This is a genomic window from Salmonella sp. 5800 (genome assembly GCF_046558195.1).
Classification (GTDB): domain Bacteria; phylum Pseudomonadota; class Gammaproteobacteria; order Enterobacterales; family Enterobacteriaceae; genus Salmonella; species Salmonella enterica.
Map to the genome: position 1 here is coordinate 1 of NZ_JBGDOX010000011.1, position 14,463 is coordinate 14,463.

Sequence of the window (14,463 nt, forward strand, 5' to 3'; positions counted from 1 at the left end):
CCTGTTAGGGCGCGGCTGGTAAGAGAGCCTTACAGGCGCATCTGAAAAACCTCCGGCTATGCCGGAGGATATTTATTTGCATTGTACTTTTAAATCATCAGGGCGAAAGTACCGGCCCAAACGATGACCATAAATGAAATGCCCATAAAGAAATATTTCACGTTTCATCTCTCCGCGTACCTGTCGTACGCCTAAATGAACTTACACTTACCTGATTATAGAGAGTTGATGCCGGACAATACGAAATTGAGAATTATTCGTGTTTCGACCGCCTGCATCACCTCAGAATTCTGCGCGTTATCGCTCCAGACGGCGCTAATGTACGCCTAAAAATGAGGTGAAACAAGAGGCATTTTCTTATTTACTTTTAGTAACTTACAAGTGTCGGGAATCGGCGACAGTTTAATTTCTGACAGTGATGAATCGCTATTGAGCGACGCCGCCGACACAGTAAAAAATTGCCTGTAAACAGGAGACTTATCGCTAAAAGCAGGAATGAGTAATTTATGATATGAATATTATGGCAATGCGAAATGACAAAATAAAAGGCCTTGCGGCCTTTTTCAGATGTAGAGTGACGCTTCCCCCAACGGGCGAGTCTTGAAACGGCGATGGATCCAGAGATATTGCTCCGGGGCGCGCATGATCTCTTTCTCAATAATTTTATTCATATAGGCAGCGGCTTGATTTTCATCTGCCGGGTAACCTTCCATTTCAGGGGTAATATACAGACGATAACCCGAGTTATCGGATTTCCTGACCATTGTAACGGTCAACATGGCGGCACCAGACAGCCTGGACAGTACATAGGTGCCGTTGGTGGTGGCGACGTTTTCAACCGCGAAAAATGGCGCAAAGGAGCTGCCTTTAGGGCCGTAGTCCTGGTCGGGAGCAAACCAAACGGCTTCCCCTTTTTTTAGCGCGCCCACAATGCCGCGCAGATTGTTTCTGCCGATCATCGCTTTATTTGAGCGCATACGACCGCGCGTCTGCACCCACTCCATGAGCGGATTGTTATGCGGACGATAGGTCGCCATCATCGGCTGGCAGAGACCCATTACCCGGCCTCCCAATTCCAGCGACATAAAATGCACGCCAACGACCATTACGCCGCGATTTTGCGCCTGCGCACGGGTAAGGTTGTCCAGCCCGTCCACATCAAACCATTTGCGAACCCGGCTATCAGGCCAGAACCAGGCCATACCCGTTTCAAGCAGCGCCATGCCAAGAGAGTGGAAATTCTCGGCGATCAGTTTTTCCCTTTCTTCCCGGGAGAGGGTCGGAAAACAGAGTTCAATATTTTTCTGGGCGATCGACTCACGTCGCTTCAGGAAGGGGCGCGCCAGTTTACCGGTGCGGGTGCCCAGAAAACGCAAAACCGGGTAGGGAAGCTGCACCAGTAACCAGAGGACGCCAACGCCAAACCACGTCAGCCAGTAGCGCGGGTGCAAAAACGCGCGTGAAAATTTGCTTTGAGAAAACATAAAATACCTTCTGTAGATACGAAAATAATGTATCGCAGAAGAGTCATTATCCGCAGCGGTACACTCTGAAATACGCATCATCCTTCAAGTTGCGTTCGCTTATCCGAAGCACTTACTTGAGTAAGCCCATCAGGGTAACTTGAATGATTTGCGTATAGTTAGGCCATCATGTACGACAATGGTTCCCGTAAGGAGTGTAAAACTAAGTCAGTACTAAACCACGAGGGCATGAACGCCAGGCAGGCTAATGTACCACCAGTTATTTACTCGCGCCCAGAAATTCTTTATCAAGAAGCGTAAATATTTCTTCCGTAGCAAAAATAAGCTAATCATTATTTTTAATGCATTGTTTTTACAGTAATAATTTTATTTCAGACGAAGGTTATTGAAAAATGATTAGAAAAATAAAATGTGAGATAAATGTTATGGAAATGACGTGCTGATAAGGTTTATCTTAAAGGAGAAGTGAGAGGGACTGTAAGGCTATATGGAAGCCTTGCCATAGACAGGAGGTATTATAGATGATCTATTTATGGACATTTCTTGCAATAAGTATACTTGCCGTGAGTGGCTATATCGGTCAGGTGATGGGGGCTTTTTCTGCGGTTTCTTCTTTTACGGGAATGGTTATCCTTGCCGCGCTGATTTATTTACTCAATGTATGGCTGCAGGATGGCGATGACATCGTTAGCGGATTATTGCTTTTTCTCGCACCGGCATGTGGGTTAATTATTCGCTTTATGGTGGGATACGGTAAGCGTTAGTCAGTAGATACCCTTCATACTTCAAGTTGCTTATGTGTTGGCTACGGATTACTCGACCCATCCATGGGCCTCGCCCTGACGGGCCGTCGCACGCGACATTCAAATCTGCTCCCGGCAGATTTGTCGCTCACCCCAGTCACATCGTTATCTATGCTCCCGGGGACTCACTCCCTTGCCGCCTTTAAGCAACTCGAATTATTTTGGGTATATACGATGTCAGCGAATAGATAGCGCCGACAATGTCGGCGCTTCTGTTCCCCGGGAAGGCTAATCGTTTATTGCGCGTCCGCAAGCTGCAGTGAGTTCTGATTATGTAACGCATTCTGGCGCTGGCGTTCCAGTTCCAGCGCGCCGCGATGGGAGAGGTAACAGAATAGAATGCAGCACACGATGCCGCCCATCAGAAGATAAAATCCGCCGTACCAGCCCAGTTTATCCACCATGACGCCAAACAGGCTGGTGCCCAACGAGGCGCCGAAAATATAGCTCATGAACCCACGTAATCCGACGGCGGAACCTACGGCAAAGCTGGGGACTATCTCCATTGTCTGTACGGACGCGAGGAATTGCGGGACGTAAATCAGACAACCTACAATGGCGGCGAAAATCGTTACCATCAGCAAAGATTCACTTTTCCAGTATCCGATCAGACAGACAAAAATCAGCGCCATGCAAATCATGGCTAACGGCATTCTGCGGCCCTTAAACAGTTTATCTGACAGCCAGCCTGCCAGTAGCGTGGAAGGAATCGCCGCCCATTCGAAAAAGAGAAACGCGACGCTCATCTGTTCTTTTGAAAAGTGTTTTACTGTCAACAGATAGATAGGCAACCAGCTAATCATGCCAAACCGCACCATATAGACGAAGACATCCACCAGCGAAATATACCAGGCATTTTTATTGCGCAGCACATAAGTACAGAAGATTTGCCATGCGCTCATATTTTCCGGCGCTTTTGCCATATTCTTCGTTTTCAGTACGACTTTTTCTTCCGGCATCATCTGTTCCAGGGAGGGAAGACCTTCTTCGCGCGGCGAACCTTTTCCCAATACCAGAACAATTAAGGCAAAAATGACGGCGACGCAGGCCGGAACGATATAACTGGCGCTTTGCCAGTGTTCGCTGCCCAATATCGCAAAAGCCGCACCGACGATAGGCGCGACGATCCCGCCGCCAACGTTATGCGAGATATTCCAGAAGGCGCCTACGCGTCCGCGCTCCCGACGAGGGAACCAGTTTGCAATAGTAATAAACGAGGGGCCGACGCCCATGCCCTGAAAAAGGCCATTGAAGACCACCAGAGCGGCAAATATCCAGAATGCGCTACTGAATCCCAGCCCAACATTAACAATCGCGCAGAGTACCAGACCGCACGCCATGAAGACTTTTGGGCTGGCTTTATCCGCCAGACTGCTCATTACGCCTTTACTGATTCCGTAAGCAATAAGCATACAGCTACTCAGCAGGCCGATTTGCGTAGCGCTGAGATCCAATTGCTCTTTTAAATAAGGCGTCGATAATGTGAAGTTGTTTCTGACTATATAGTAAGCGAGATATCCCAGAAATACGCTTAACAATGCCTGTATACGATATCGACCATACGTAGCCTGGACTTTTTCCGGTGGGACTTTATGCGCCGATTGCCCTGTTTTTAATATTGTTAACATGGAGTCACCTGTATTTTATAGTGAGATGAACATCAGGAGGTTTTGTCGGTAGAGTGAAAGGAGTGACAATAAAATTCAAGTCGAAGAAATGTGTCAAAATTGACTCAATTGGGTGAATTTAAAGGTTATTTTTGACCCATCCTGAAGGGTGTGGTGAAACTTTAATTATTGGCATGGCCGTTTTATCGTTAGCATGTGCGGATATTAACAAATTTTCTGCCAGTGATCTGATACGCTTTATTGATGTTTTCGGGCGACGGACCCGTTATTATTCAAATAACGTTGTTCTGGATGCTAACAGAAATAAAAGGGTAAGTTTTGTCTCAATATTTTCTTTATGTGATATCGATATTTATGAACGGGATCACAAATCGACTTTTCTCATGCTGTAGTCGTTTCGCCAGAGTGGGCGCTTTTACGCTATGGCTGGCGGCGATGTTCGGTTCTTGCCAGGCGTACAGCCGCGAGCTGGTGATGGCAACGACCTTTTCACCCAGCGCGACCGCCTGGATTATCCAGCGCTGGCAGACGGAGCCGGGTTCCGTCATGATTCGTACGCTCAATCGTACCAGCGGTTCTTTAGAGCAATTACTTGATACGGCGAATGCGGAAAATGTCGATCTGATCCTGACGTCATCCCCCATGCTGTTGCAACACCTTCTGGAGCACCAAAAGCTGGCGCTATTGGATAGCGCGCCTGCCGCCAGCCAGAAGCTGGTGCCGCGTTCTATCCGCTCAACTTCAGTGGCAGTAGCGGTATCCGGATTTGGGCTATTGATCAATCGTTCAGCGCTCGCTGCGCGCCATCTTCCGCCGCCTGCCGACTGGCAGGATATGGGCCTGCCCAGTTACCAGGGCGCTCTATTAATGAGCAGTCCGTCACGCTCAGACACCAATCATTTGATGGTGGAGTCGCTGTTGCAGCAAAAAGGCTGGACGGCAGGGTGGGCGACGCTGCTGGCAATCTCGGGTAATCTGGTCACGATTTCCTCTCGCAGTTTCGGCGTAGCGGATAAAATCAAAAGCGGGCTTGGCGTTGCCGGGCCGGTCATTGATAACTATGCTAATTTGCTACTCAACGATCCTAATCTTGCTTTTACCTATTTCCCGTATTCTGCGGTGTCGCCCACTTACGTCGCGGTGTTGAAAAACAGCCGTCATGCAGACGAAGCGCGTGCTTTTATTCATTACTTATTAAGTCCGAAAGGGCAAAGGATACTGGCTGACGCGAATACCGGTAAGTATCCCGTCGCACCGCTTAGCGCCGATAATCCTCGCGCCGCGCAACAACAGCGTTTGATGGCCCAGCCGCCGTTGAACTATCGTCTGATCCTGAAGCGTCAGCAACTGGTACAACGCATGTTTGATACCGCGATCAGTTTTCGTCTCGCGCAGCTTAAAGATGCATGGCGAGCGTTGCACAGCGCAGAAACGCGGCTTAAACGCCCCTTACCTGAAATCAGAGCCTTATTGACCAGCGTCCCGGTGGATGCGGCAAGCAGCGAAGATGAAACCTGGCTGGCGCAGTTTGATAATAAAAGCTTTGCCGAACAAAAAATGATGGAGTGGCAGATCTGGTTTCTGAACAATCAGCGGCTGGCGATTCACAAACTGGAAGAGCTGAAATGAAGGGGAGATTATTGCAACGGCTTCGTCAGCTCAGTATCAGCAACAGTTTACGGGGCGCATTTTTAACTGGCGCATTACTGACGCTGATTGTCAGTATGGTCAGCCTTTATTCCTGGCATGAGCAAAGTTCGCAGGTTCGCTATTCGCTTGATGAATATTTTCCTCGCATCCACTCCGCTTTTTTAATTGAGGGGAACCTGAATCTGGCCGTGGATCAGCTCAATGAATTTTTGCTGGCGCCGAACACGACGGTACGTTTGCAGTTACGTACGCAGATTATTCAGCATCTGGATAAGATTGAGCGTCTGAGTCAGGGGCTTCAGCTTGCTGAGCGCCGGCAACTGGCCGTCATTTTACAGGATAGCCGGACCTTGCTGGCGGAGCTGGACAACGCCCTCTACAACATGTTTTTGGTGCGGGAGAAAGTCAGCGAGCTTTCCGCTCGTATTGACTGGCTCCATGATGATTTCACCACGGAGTTAAATTCGCTGGTACAGGATTTTACCTGGCAGCAGGGGACACTGCTCGATCAAATTGAGGCGAATCAGGGTGATGCAGCGCAGTATTTGCAACGTTCGCGCGAGGTGCAGAACGAGCAGCAGCAGGTATATACCCTGGCGCGAATTGAAAATCAGATTGTTGACGACCTGCGCGACAGATTGAATGAGCTCAAGTCCGGCAATAATGACGGGATGCTGGTAGAGACCCATATTCGTTATCTGGAAAACCTAAAAAAAACGGCGGATGAGAATATTCGTGCGCTGGATGACTGGCCCAGTACGATCACGCTGCGGCAAACCATCGACGAACTATTGGAAATCGGGATGGTAAAAAATAAGATGCCCGATACCATGCGCGATTATGTTGCGGCGCAAAAAGCCTTACTGGACGCCAGCCGCGCCAGAGAGGCTACGCTAGGGCGCTTTCGCACGCTGCTTGAGGCGCAGTTAGGTAGTAGTCACCAGCAAATGCAGACGTTCAATCAACGCCTGGAACAGATTGTCCGCGTTAGCGGTGGGCTTATTTTAGTGGCAACGCTCCTGGCGTTGCTGCTGGCCTGGGGACTCAACCACTATTTTATCCGTTCCCGGCTGGTAAAGCGTTTTACCGCGCTTAATCAGGCTGTGGTACAGATAGGGCTGGGGAGAACCGACTCGACTATCCCGGTTTACGGGCGCGATGAGCTAGGACGGATAGCCCGTTTGCTACGTCATACGCTGGGCCAGCTCAATATGCAACGCAGGCAGCTTGAACAAGAGGTCGCCGAGCGCAAAGAGATAGAAGCCGACCTGCGCGCCATGCAGGATGAGTTGATTCAGACGGCGAAACTGGCGGTAGTCGGCCAGACCATGACCACGCTGGCGCATGAAATTAACCAGCCGCTGAATGCGCTTTCAATGTATTTATTTACGGCGGGACGCGCGATTGAACAAGGTCAGAGCGGACAGGCGAGAAATACGCTCACCAAAGCGGAAGGGCTCATTAACCGGATTGACGCCATTATCCGTTCGCTGCGGCAGTTTACCCGTCGGGCGGAGCTGGAAACGCCATTGTATCCCGTTGATCTGCGCCAAACCTTCGTGGCGGCATGGGAGTTATTAGCCATGCGCCACCAATCCCGGCAGGGAGCGCTTTTACTGCCAACCGACACCGTATGGGTTAGCGGTGATGAAGTGCGTATTCAGCAGGTTCTGGTGAATGTGCTGGCGAATGCGCTTGACGCCTGTTCGCATGATGCGGCGATCGCGGTGACGTGGCAGACGCAGGGAGAGGCGCTGGAGGTTTATATTGCAGATAACGGCCCTGGCTGGCCTGTGGCGCTGTTGCCCTCTTTACTCAAGCCGTTTACCACCAGTAAAGCTGTCGGGTTGGGTATTGGGCTGTCGATTAGCGTGTCGCTGATGGCGCAAATGAAGGGCGACCTGCGTCTGGCGTCGACGCTGACGCGTAACGCTTGCGTGGTGCTGCAATTCTCGGTAACGGATGTCGATGATGTTGAATGATGAATGTTCTATTTTGCTGATTGATGATGACGTTGATGTACTTGACGCCTATACCCAAATGCTTGAGCAGGCAGGCTACCGCGTGCGTGGCTTTACCCATCCTTTCGAGGCCAAAGAGTGGGTAAAAGCGGATTGGGAGGGGATCGTTTTGAGCGATGTATGTATGCCGGGGTGTTCCGGTATCGATCTTATGACGCTGTTTCATCAGGATGACGATCAACTGCCAATCTTATTGATTACCGGACATGGCGATGTACCGATGGCGGTTGATGCGGTGAAAAAGGGCGCCTGGGATTTTCTGCAAAAACCCGTCGATCCGGGCAAGCTGTTGATATTAATTGAAGACGCGCTACGCCAGCGCCGGTCGGTCATTGCACGGCGGCAATATTGCCAGCAGACGTTACAGGTTGAACTGATTGGGCGCAGCGAGTGGATGAATCAGTTTCGACAACGGTTACAACAACTGGCGGAAACGGACATTGCCGTATGGTTTTACGGTGAGCATGGCACTGGACGTATGACTGGCGCCCGTTATCTCCATCAACTGGGGCGTAACGCGAAAGGGCCGTTTGTACGCTATGAACTCACGCCGGAGAATGCCGGGCAGTTGGAGACATTCATCGACCAGGCGCAAGGAGGCACGCTGGTGTTGAGTCATCCCGAATATCTGACACGCGAACAGCAGCACCATTTGGCGCGTTTACAAAGCCTGGAGCATCGGCCTTTTCGTTTGGTGGGCGTTGGCAGCGCTTCGCTGGTGGAGCAGGCGGCAGCTAACCAGATTGCGGCCGAGCTTTACTACTGTTTCGCCATGACCCAAATCGCCTGCCAGTCTCTTTCTCAGCGACCGGATGATATCGAGCCGTTATTTCGCCATTATCTTCGAAAAGCCTGCCTGCGACTCAATCATCCAGTGCCGGAAATAGCGGGGGAATTACTGAAAGGAATAATGCGACGCGCCTGGCCAAGCAATGTGCGCGAACTGGCTAATGCGGCAGAGCTTTTTGCTGTTGGCGTGCTGCCGCTGGCGGAAACGGTCAACCCGCAGTTGCTTCTTCAGGAGCCGACCCCGCTTGACCGGCGCGTTGAAGAGTATGAGCGACAAATTATTACCGAAGCATTAAATATTCATCAGGGACGAATTAATGAAGTGGCGGAGTACCTGCAAATTCCCCGTAAAAAACTTTATCTGCGCATGAAAAAATATGGTCTAAGTAAAGAGCATTATAAATTCTGATATTACAGTTACTTTCAATCTGGCTGACAACATCAGCAACGATGTCGTTAGCCAGATAACGTCACATCACCGTAATGGTAAATCATTCCATCATGATTATAGATTGCTTATTATTCACCTGAGCATCAAATTCTATTTCTTAACTTCAATATAAGGTAAAAATGCGTCAAGTTCTCTGGCGTAATAAATGTACTCTTGTCCGACGATTTGACAAGATGAAAACTTCATCACCTCTCCAGATTACATCTGAATATGAGGACAAGAGAAATGAAAAAACATGCTATTGCAGTAATGATGATCGCCGTATTTTCTGAGTCGGTTTATGCGGAGTCTACCTTATTTATTCCGGACGTCTCTCCTGATAGCGTCACGACATCCCTTTCCGTGGGAGTGTTAAATGGTAAATCCAGGGAGCTAGTTTATGATACCGACACCGGGCGGAAGCTGAGTCAACTGGACTGGAAAATAAAAAATGTCGCCACGTTGCAGGGGGATTTATCATGGGAGCCCTATTCGTTCATGACGCTGGACGCCCGCGGCTGGACGTCTTTGGCGTCGGGATCGGGTCATATGGTTGACCATGACTGGATGAGCAGTGAGCAGCCAGGCTGGACCGATCGTTCAATTCATCCGGACACCAGCGTCAACTATGCTAATGAATACGATTTGAACGTGAAAGGTTGGTTATTGCAGGGCGATAACTACAAGGCGGGCGTAACAGCGGGCTATCAGGAAACCCGTTTTAGCTGGACGGCAAGAGGCGGGTCTTATATTTATGATAATGGTCGATATATTGGTAATTTTCCTCATGGCGTGCGCGGCATAGGTTATAGCCAGCGTTTCGAAATGCCCTATATCGGGCTGGCGGGTGATTATCGTATTAATGACTTTGAGTGTAATGTACTGTTTAAATACAGCGACTGGGTAAATGCGCATGATAATGACGAACACTACATGCGCAAACTTACCTTCCGTGAAAAAACGGAAAATTCACGATATTATGGCGCTTCTATTGACGCCGGATATTATATTACCAGTAATGCAAAAATCTTTGCTGAGTTCGCTTACAGTAAATATGAAGAAGGTAAGGGCGGTACGCAAATCATAGATAAAACCAGCGGTGATACGGCGTATTTTGGTGGCGATGCCGCAGGTATAGCTAATAATAACTATACGGTTACCGCGGGGTTGCAGTACCGCTTCTAGACCACATCAGCATGTCATCGGTCATAACCGGCCGATGACGACTTTTTGCTGAACGTATGGCATGTCCGGTGATATTGCATAGGGGCAATAAAAGCAACATGAAAGGGGAACCGCTCGAAAGGCTATGCAGCAAGAAGAGAATGTCCTGGGTATCAATGGTGTCCCCTGCAGGAATCGAACCTGCAACTAGCCCTTAGGAGGGGCTCGTTATATCCATTTAACTAAGGGGACAACGCGGCGCCAGTATAGCGTTTTTTATTCGCCGGAGTAAGTGTAGCGCCGCCTGACTGGTTAAAGCGTCGCCACTCAGCGCTGTTTTTCCGCTTTTTTCCGCTCCCGTTCCAGGCGTTCGCCGCGTAGCCTCGCTTCTTCCTTACGCTTATTGCTCATATCGTTGCGGATCTGCGCGTGGCTCATCAATGCGAAAATAAAGGTGCCGCCGCAGATATTTCCGGCTAGTGTGGGAAGGGCGAAGGGCCAGAGAAAGTCGCTCCAGGGCAGCGTGCCGTTGAAAACCAAATACAAAATTTCAACGGAACCGACGACAATATGGGTGGTATCGCCCAGCGCGATAAGCCAGGTCATCAAAATAATGACCACAATTTTTGCCCCGCCTGCTGCAGGAAACATCCATACCATTGTGGCGATGATCCAGCCAGAGATAATCGCGTTGGCAAACATCTCCGTTGGGCTATTTTTCATGACCTCCATACCAATTTTGACAAAGGCGTCGCGGGTCTCTTCATCAAATATAGGCATATATTCAAATGCCCACGCCGCAACCCCGGTGCCAATAAGGTTGCCCAATAAGACTACGCCCCATAAGCGCATCAGCAGGCCAACGTTACTCAGAGTGGGATTTTGCATTACCGGCAATACGGCAGTAACGGTATTTTCAGTAAATAATTGCTGGCGGGCCATGATGACAATGATAAAACCAAAGGTATAGCCGAGATTTTCCAGTAAAAAGCCGCCGGGAACGCCTTCAAGCTGCACGTGGAAAATCCCTTTCGCCAGGAGTGATGCCCCCATAGAAAGTCCTGCGGCAATGGCTGACCAGAGCAAAGCCATCGCATCGCGTTCCATCTCTTTTTCACCATCCTGGCGAATATGTTCATGAATCGCCATGGCGCGGGAAGGAAGACGATCTTCATCCACCTCAATCTCTTTACCGCTTTGTTTTTCTTCGCTTTCAACTTCCAGGTCACTGCTGTGCCGGTTAATTTTATCGTCGTTAAGGCTATCCATGATGATCCCTGCTGATTAACACATATTAATAAAGCGTAGCGGTTTTTCATTTACCCAGGCCGGGGCATTCTCCGAAAAAATAAAAATGATCACGCTCGTTTTTATCTGTTTCGTTAGAATAGGGCCGTCACGTTGTTGCGTTACCAGGCTATGCTCAGAGCAATGAGATCGCGCATATAGACATCGTTTGACGTGCTGTTAAAATCGCTCACACCTAAACAGGCGGATACGGTAGCGTTCCGTCATGGATGGCAATCAGCGATAGCCATAATTCACAGGGAGACATCTATGAAGCTTCGCCTGTCGGCGCTGGCGCTGGGAACCACACTGCTGGTCGGGTGTGCGAGTTCCGGTACAGAACAGCAGGGGCGTTCAGACCCATTTGAAGGGTTTAACCGCACCATGTACAACTTCAACTTTAATGTGCTGGACCCGTATGTTGTTCGGCCGGTCGCGGTCGCCTGGCGTGATTATGTTCCACAGCCTGCGCGTAACGGTTTAAGTAATTTCACCGGCAACCTCGAAGAACCGGCGATCATGGTGAACTATTTCCTGCAGGGCGATCCTTATCAGGGTATGGTGCATTTCACTCGTTTCTTCCTGAACACCTTATTAGGGATGGGCGGCTTTATTGACGTCGCGGGAATGGCGAATCCTAAGCTGCAGCGCGTTGAACCGCATCGCTTTGGCAGTACGCTGGGCCATTATGGCGTGGGGTATGGGCCTTATATGCAACTTCCGTTCTACGGCAGCTTCACGCTGCGTGAAGATGGCGGGGATATGGCGGATACCTTGTATCCGGTGCTCTCGTGGTTGACCTGGCCAATGTCCATAGGAAAATGGACTATCGAAGGGATAGAAACTCGTGCGCAGTTGCTGGACTCCGATGGTTTGCTGCGCCAGTCTTCCGATCCTTATATTATGGTGCGCGAGGCGTACTTCCAGCGTCATGACTTTATCGCCAATGGCGGAAAACTCAAGCCGCAGGAAAACCCGAACGCGCAGGCGATTCAGGACGAACTCAAAGAGATAGACTCAGAATAAACGGCAGTAAATAAAAAGGTGAGCGAAATGCTCACCTTTTTGATCCGTTTCAGAAAGAGATTAGAACGCGTAGTTAAAGTTAGTACCGAACAGCCAGGCTTTCCCTTCAGATTCAAACTGATAAGGGCCTTCATTAATTTTCACGCTCTGACCATGCATATAAGAGACGCCAACGTCGACAGACGCATCTTTATTAAAGGCGTAAGTCGTACCGGCGCTCAGCCAGAAACGGTCCTGGTCCGGAATAGAGATAGAACGGTTTTGCGCTGGTACCGGGCTGTCATCGAAGGCGATACCGGTACGGAACGTCCAGTTGTCATCGTAGTAATAGGTGGTACCCAACGCAATGCGGTAAGCGTCTTTAAAGCCTTCATGCTTCTCAAAGAGCGTATCGCCGGCGGTCGATTTTGCCTTCAATTCCTGGAACTGACTCCAGCTGGTATAGGCCAGGCTATAGTGGATGGCCCACTGTGGCGCCACACGGTTATAACCGGACACTTCCCACATTTCCGGCAGATTCAGTGTCAGGTAGCCTGACTGCGTCGCGCCGCCGGTTGCCGTTGGGATAGGCAGGTTAAATCGGTTTATAGCGATGGGAAGATCGCTACTGTAGTTGCCTTTAAAGTCAATTTTGACTTCCGAGCGGTAGGTCAGCGCGTAGCGGTTATTTTTATCCAGTTCATAAAGGATACCGGCATTCCAGCCAAAGCCCCACTGATTACCGTTCAGGTGGGCAATCTTGGTGTCGCTGGGAATCTGACCCGCGACCGGCGCCAGCGCCGGATTCTGTGCCGCGACCAACTGGCCTAAATCGCCCGCAAAACGTTCGATTTTCGCACGCGCGTATACCGCATCAAAGCCGAGGCCGAAGCTCCAGGCCTCATTTAAGCGATAAGCGCCGCTTAAATTCAGGTTCATGGTTTCAAGATCGGTCGTACCGCCTACCGAGCCGCCGGCGTATGTGTCGTTAAACTCTGTCGCCAGACCATAGTTAGAGGTAATAGAAGCCCCCCAGCCAAACTGATCGTTAATCGGGGCGACAAAATGGACGTTCGGCACCCAGGCCGTCGGCGCGATGTTATCCGCATCTAACGTCCGACGAGATGGCGATGTCCCGCTAATATTAACATCAGGATCAATATAAACCGCGCCCGCTGAAAACGTCGGGCGGTCAAACATAGTAATTAACGCCGGGTTGCGGCTAACGTTACCCGCATCATCTGCGATTGCGCCTTCACCCGAATAGGCCCGGCCAAGGCCAGAGGAAGAAAATTCGTTTAACTGAAAGCCTGCAGACCAGGCTTGGGTGGAGATGATTGCCACTGCGACTGCGAGAGCAGACTTTGTAAACAGGGTTTTCTGGCTCATGACCATAACCTCATTGATTATTTTTATACAAACTATGTTACATGCTGTAACAGGAGCGCGAAGTGTAGGGTCTGCGGTACGACTTAGAAATCAGACCAGTGGCGAGAGTATAGGTCTGACCAGCTAGAATGTTGCAAGTATGTTTATAAGTTTTTTCAATTGTGATCTTAGAAACGAGATCTGGCTGGCAAAATCGGCGGGCTTAACGGTCTCCCGATCGCGCGATTTTTGTTTTAGATCATTTTTAAGTGTGATTTCGGTCACTTAACGCGTTTCCCACCATTAACGACTGGAGAGGCGAATGCCGGGAGCGTAAAATATCCCCATCGTTTATCTGGCACCCTGGGTGCAAATACAGAGGAAATCTACAATGAGTAAATGCAGTGCTGATGAAACCCCGGTTTGCTGCTGTATGGACGTTGGAACCATCATGGACAACTCCGATTGCACCGCGTCATACAGCCGCGTATTCGCTATCCGCGCAGAGGCTGAAGAGACGCTGGCGGCGTTAACCGAAAAAGCGCGTAGCGTGGAGTCTGAACCTTGCCAAATTACGCCAACCTTTACCGAGGAATCCGAAGGCGTTCGTCTGGATATTGATTTTGTTTTCGCCTGCGAAGCAGAAACGCTGATCTTCCAGCTCGGCCTGCGTTAATCCGTTCATTCACGACGCCTCCGTCATCATCTGGCGGAGGCGTTTTCTTTTTTTGTCGCTTCCCTTCACTGTGCCTTAGCTCCCACTTTCTTTTCTCTCTGCTTGGCTAAATGTAAAAAATTGGTTAAGACTGTGATCAGGTCAGACCACTAATTTAT

The 14,463-nt window shown here is 49.8% G+C and carries 12 protein-coding genes and 1 tRNA gene; 7 read left to right on the top strand and 6 right to left on the bottom strand.

The window, feature by feature from the left end; genetic code table 11:
- Positions 1 to 89 precede the first annotated feature (89 nt).
- Together ypdK and lpxP are read right to left on the bottom strand one after the other, a co-directional pair.
- Complete coding sequence (gene ypdK / locus ACLJZ5_RS18210; protein ID WP_010723117.1) at positions 90 to 161, bottom strand: membrane protein YpdK; 72 nt, start codon at positions 159 to 161, stop codon at positions 90 to 92.
- Positions 162 to 563: 402 nt separating this feature from the next.
- Positions 564 to 1,484: a kdo(2)-lipid IV(A) palmitoleoyltransferase gene (gene lpxP, locus ACLJZ5_RS18215; protein WP_000492778.1), complete on the bottom strand. Its 921-nt coding sequence runs from the start codon at positions 1,482 to 1,484 to the stop codon at positions 564 to 566.
- A 521-nt stretch (positions 1,485 to 2,005) separates the two neighbouring features.
- Here lpxP and ACLJZ5_RS18220 point away from each other — a divergent pair.
- On the top strand, positions 2,006 to 2,248 hold the full coding sequence (locus tag ACLJZ5_RS18220; protein ID WP_000639889.1) for a YfdY family protein: 243 nt from the start codon (positions 2,006 to 2,008) through the stop codon (positions 2,246 to 2,248).
- Between the two features lie 275 nt (positions 2,249 to 2,523).
- Here the strand turns inward: ACLJZ5_RS18220 and pgtP are convergent, their stop codons facing one another.
- Positions 2,524 to 3,915, bottom strand: coding sequence for a phosphoglycerate transporter PgtP (gene pgtP / locus ACLJZ5_RS18225; protein WP_024798134.1), 1,392 nt, complete (start codon positions 3,913 to 3,915; stop codon positions 2,524 to 2,526).
- A gap of 435 nt (positions 3,916 to 4,350) precedes the next feature.
- Between pgtP and pgtC the strand changes: the two genes are divergently transcribed.
- The 4 genes from pgtC to pgtE all read left to right on the top strand — a co-directional run bounded on the left by pgtC (position 4,351) and on the right by pgtE (position 9,990).
- Positions 4,351 to 5,544 (top strand): phosphoglycerate transport regulator PgtC, encoded by a 1,194-nt coding sequence (gene pgtC, locus ACLJZ5_RS18230; protein ID WP_410959007.1) that lies wholly within the window; start codon positions 4,351 to 4,353, stop codon positions 5,542 to 5,544.
- Positions 5,541 to 7,547, top strand: a complete 2,007-nt coding sequence (pgtB, locus tag ACLJZ5_RS18235) for a two-component system sensor histidine kinase PgtB (protein WP_024798135.1) — start codon at positions 5,541 to 5,543, stop codon at positions 7,545 to 7,547. Before pgtC ends, pgtB begins: the two co-directional genes overlap by 4 nt.
- Entirely contained in the window at positions 7,537 to 8,784 is a 1,248-nt protein-coding gene (gene pgtA / locus ACLJZ5_RS18240) for a two-component system response regulator PgtA (RefSeq protein ID WP_000930843.1), read from the top strand. The genes pgtB and pgtA overlap by 11 nt, the downstream gene beginning before the upstream one ends.
- A gap of 267 nt (positions 8,785 to 9,051) precedes the next feature.
- A complete protein-coding gene (pgtE, locus tag ACLJZ5_RS18245; RefSeq protein ID WP_000716014.1) occupies positions 9,052 to 9,990 on the top strand; it encodes an omptin family outer membrane protease PgtE in 939 nt (312 codons plus the stop codon).
- Positions 9,991 to 10,146: 156 nt separating this feature from the next.
- Here pgtE and ACLJZ5_RS18250 read toward each other — a convergent pair.
- Together ACLJZ5_RS18250 and ACLJZ5_RS18255 are read right to left on the bottom strand one after the other, a co-directional pair.
- Positions 10,147 to 10,221, bottom strand: a tRNA-Arg gene (locus ACLJZ5_RS18250).
- Between the two features lie 75 nt (positions 10,222 to 10,296).
- The gene (locus tag ACLJZ5_RS18255) at positions 10,297 to 11,238 is read right to left on the bottom strand and encodes a formate/nitrite transporter family protein (protein WP_000377772.1); all 942 of its coding nucleotides are present in this window, start codon (positions 11,236 to 11,238) and stop codon (positions 10,297 to 10,299) included.
- Between the two features lie 288 nt (positions 11,239 to 11,526).
- Between ACLJZ5_RS18255 and mlaA the strand changes: the two genes are divergently transcribed.
- Positions 11,527 to 12,282: a phospholipid-binding lipoprotein MlaA gene (mlaA, locus tag ACLJZ5_RS18260; RefSeq protein ID WP_000776787.1), complete on the top strand. Its 756-nt coding sequence runs from the start codon at positions 11,527 to 11,529 to the stop codon at positions 12,280 to 12,282.
- Positions 12,283 to 12,342: 60 nt separating this feature from the next.
- Here the strand turns inward: mlaA and fadL are convergent, their stop codons facing one another.
- Positions 12,343 to 13,650 carry a long-chain fatty acid transporter FadL gene (gene fadL / locus ACLJZ5_RS18265; protein ID WP_001518618.1) on the bottom strand — a complete coding sequence of 436 codons (1,308 nt, stop codon included), beginning with the start codon at positions 13,648 to 13,650 and terminating at the stop codon, positions 12,343 to 12,345.
- 370 nt (positions 13,651 to 14,020) lie between these two features.
- On the opposite strand from fadL, the gene ACLJZ5_RS18270 reads away from it, so the two are divergent.
- Positions 14,021 to 14,305 carry a YfcZ/YiiS family protein gene (locus tag ACLJZ5_RS18270; RefSeq protein WP_024798136.1) on the top strand — a complete coding sequence of 95 codons (285 nt, stop codon included), beginning with the start codon at positions 14,021 to 14,023 and terminating at the stop codon, positions 14,303 to 14,305.
- The last annotated feature ends 158 nt before the right edge of the window (positions 14,306 to 14,463 follow it).

Excerpts from the sequence above, each read along its gene's own strand:
- ACLJZ5_RS18270 (WP_024798136.1), top strand. The coding sequence starts at position 14,021 with ATGAGTAAATGCAGTGCTGATGAAACCCCGGTTTGCTGCTGTATGGAC.
- pgtE (WP_000716014.1), top strand. The coding sequence starts at position 9,052 with ATGAAAAAACATGCTATTGCAGTAATGATGATCGCCGTATTTTCTGAG.
- pgtP (WP_024798134.1), bottom strand. The coding sequence starts at position 3,915 with ATGTTAACAATATTAAAAACAGGGCAATCGGCGCATAAAGTCCCACCG.
- pgtB (WP_024798135.1), top strand. The coding sequence starts at position 5,541 with ATGAAGGGGAGATTATTGCAACGGCTTCGTCAGCTCAGTATCAGCAAC.
- pgtA (WP_000930843.1), top strand. The coding sequence starts at position 7,537 with ATGTTGAATGATGAATGTTCTATTTTGCTGATTGATGATGACGTTGAT.
- ACLJZ5_RS18255 (WP_000377772.1), bottom strand. The coding sequence starts at position 11,238 with ATGGATAGCCTTAACGACGATAAAATTAACCGGCACAGCAGTGACCTG.
- lpxP (WP_000492778.1), bottom strand. The coding sequence starts at position 1,484 with ATGTTTTCTCAAAGCAAATTTTCACGCGCGTTTTTGCACCCGCGCTAC.
- ACLJZ5_RS18220 (WP_000639889.1), top strand. The coding sequence starts at position 2,006 with ATGATCTATTTATGGACATTTCTTGCAATAAGTATACTTGCCGTGAGT.
- mlaA (WP_000776787.1), top strand. The coding sequence starts at position 11,527 with ATGAAGCTTCGCCTGTCGGCGCTGGCGCTGGGAACCACACTGCTGGTC.
- pgtC (WP_410959007.1), top strand. The coding sequence starts at position 4,351 with ATGTTCGGTTCTTGCCAGGCGTACAGCCGCGAGCTGGTGATGGCAACG.
- fadL (WP_001518618.1), bottom strand. The coding sequence starts at position 13,650 with ATGAGCCAGAAAACCCTGTTTACAAAGTCTGCTCTCGCAGTCGCAGTG.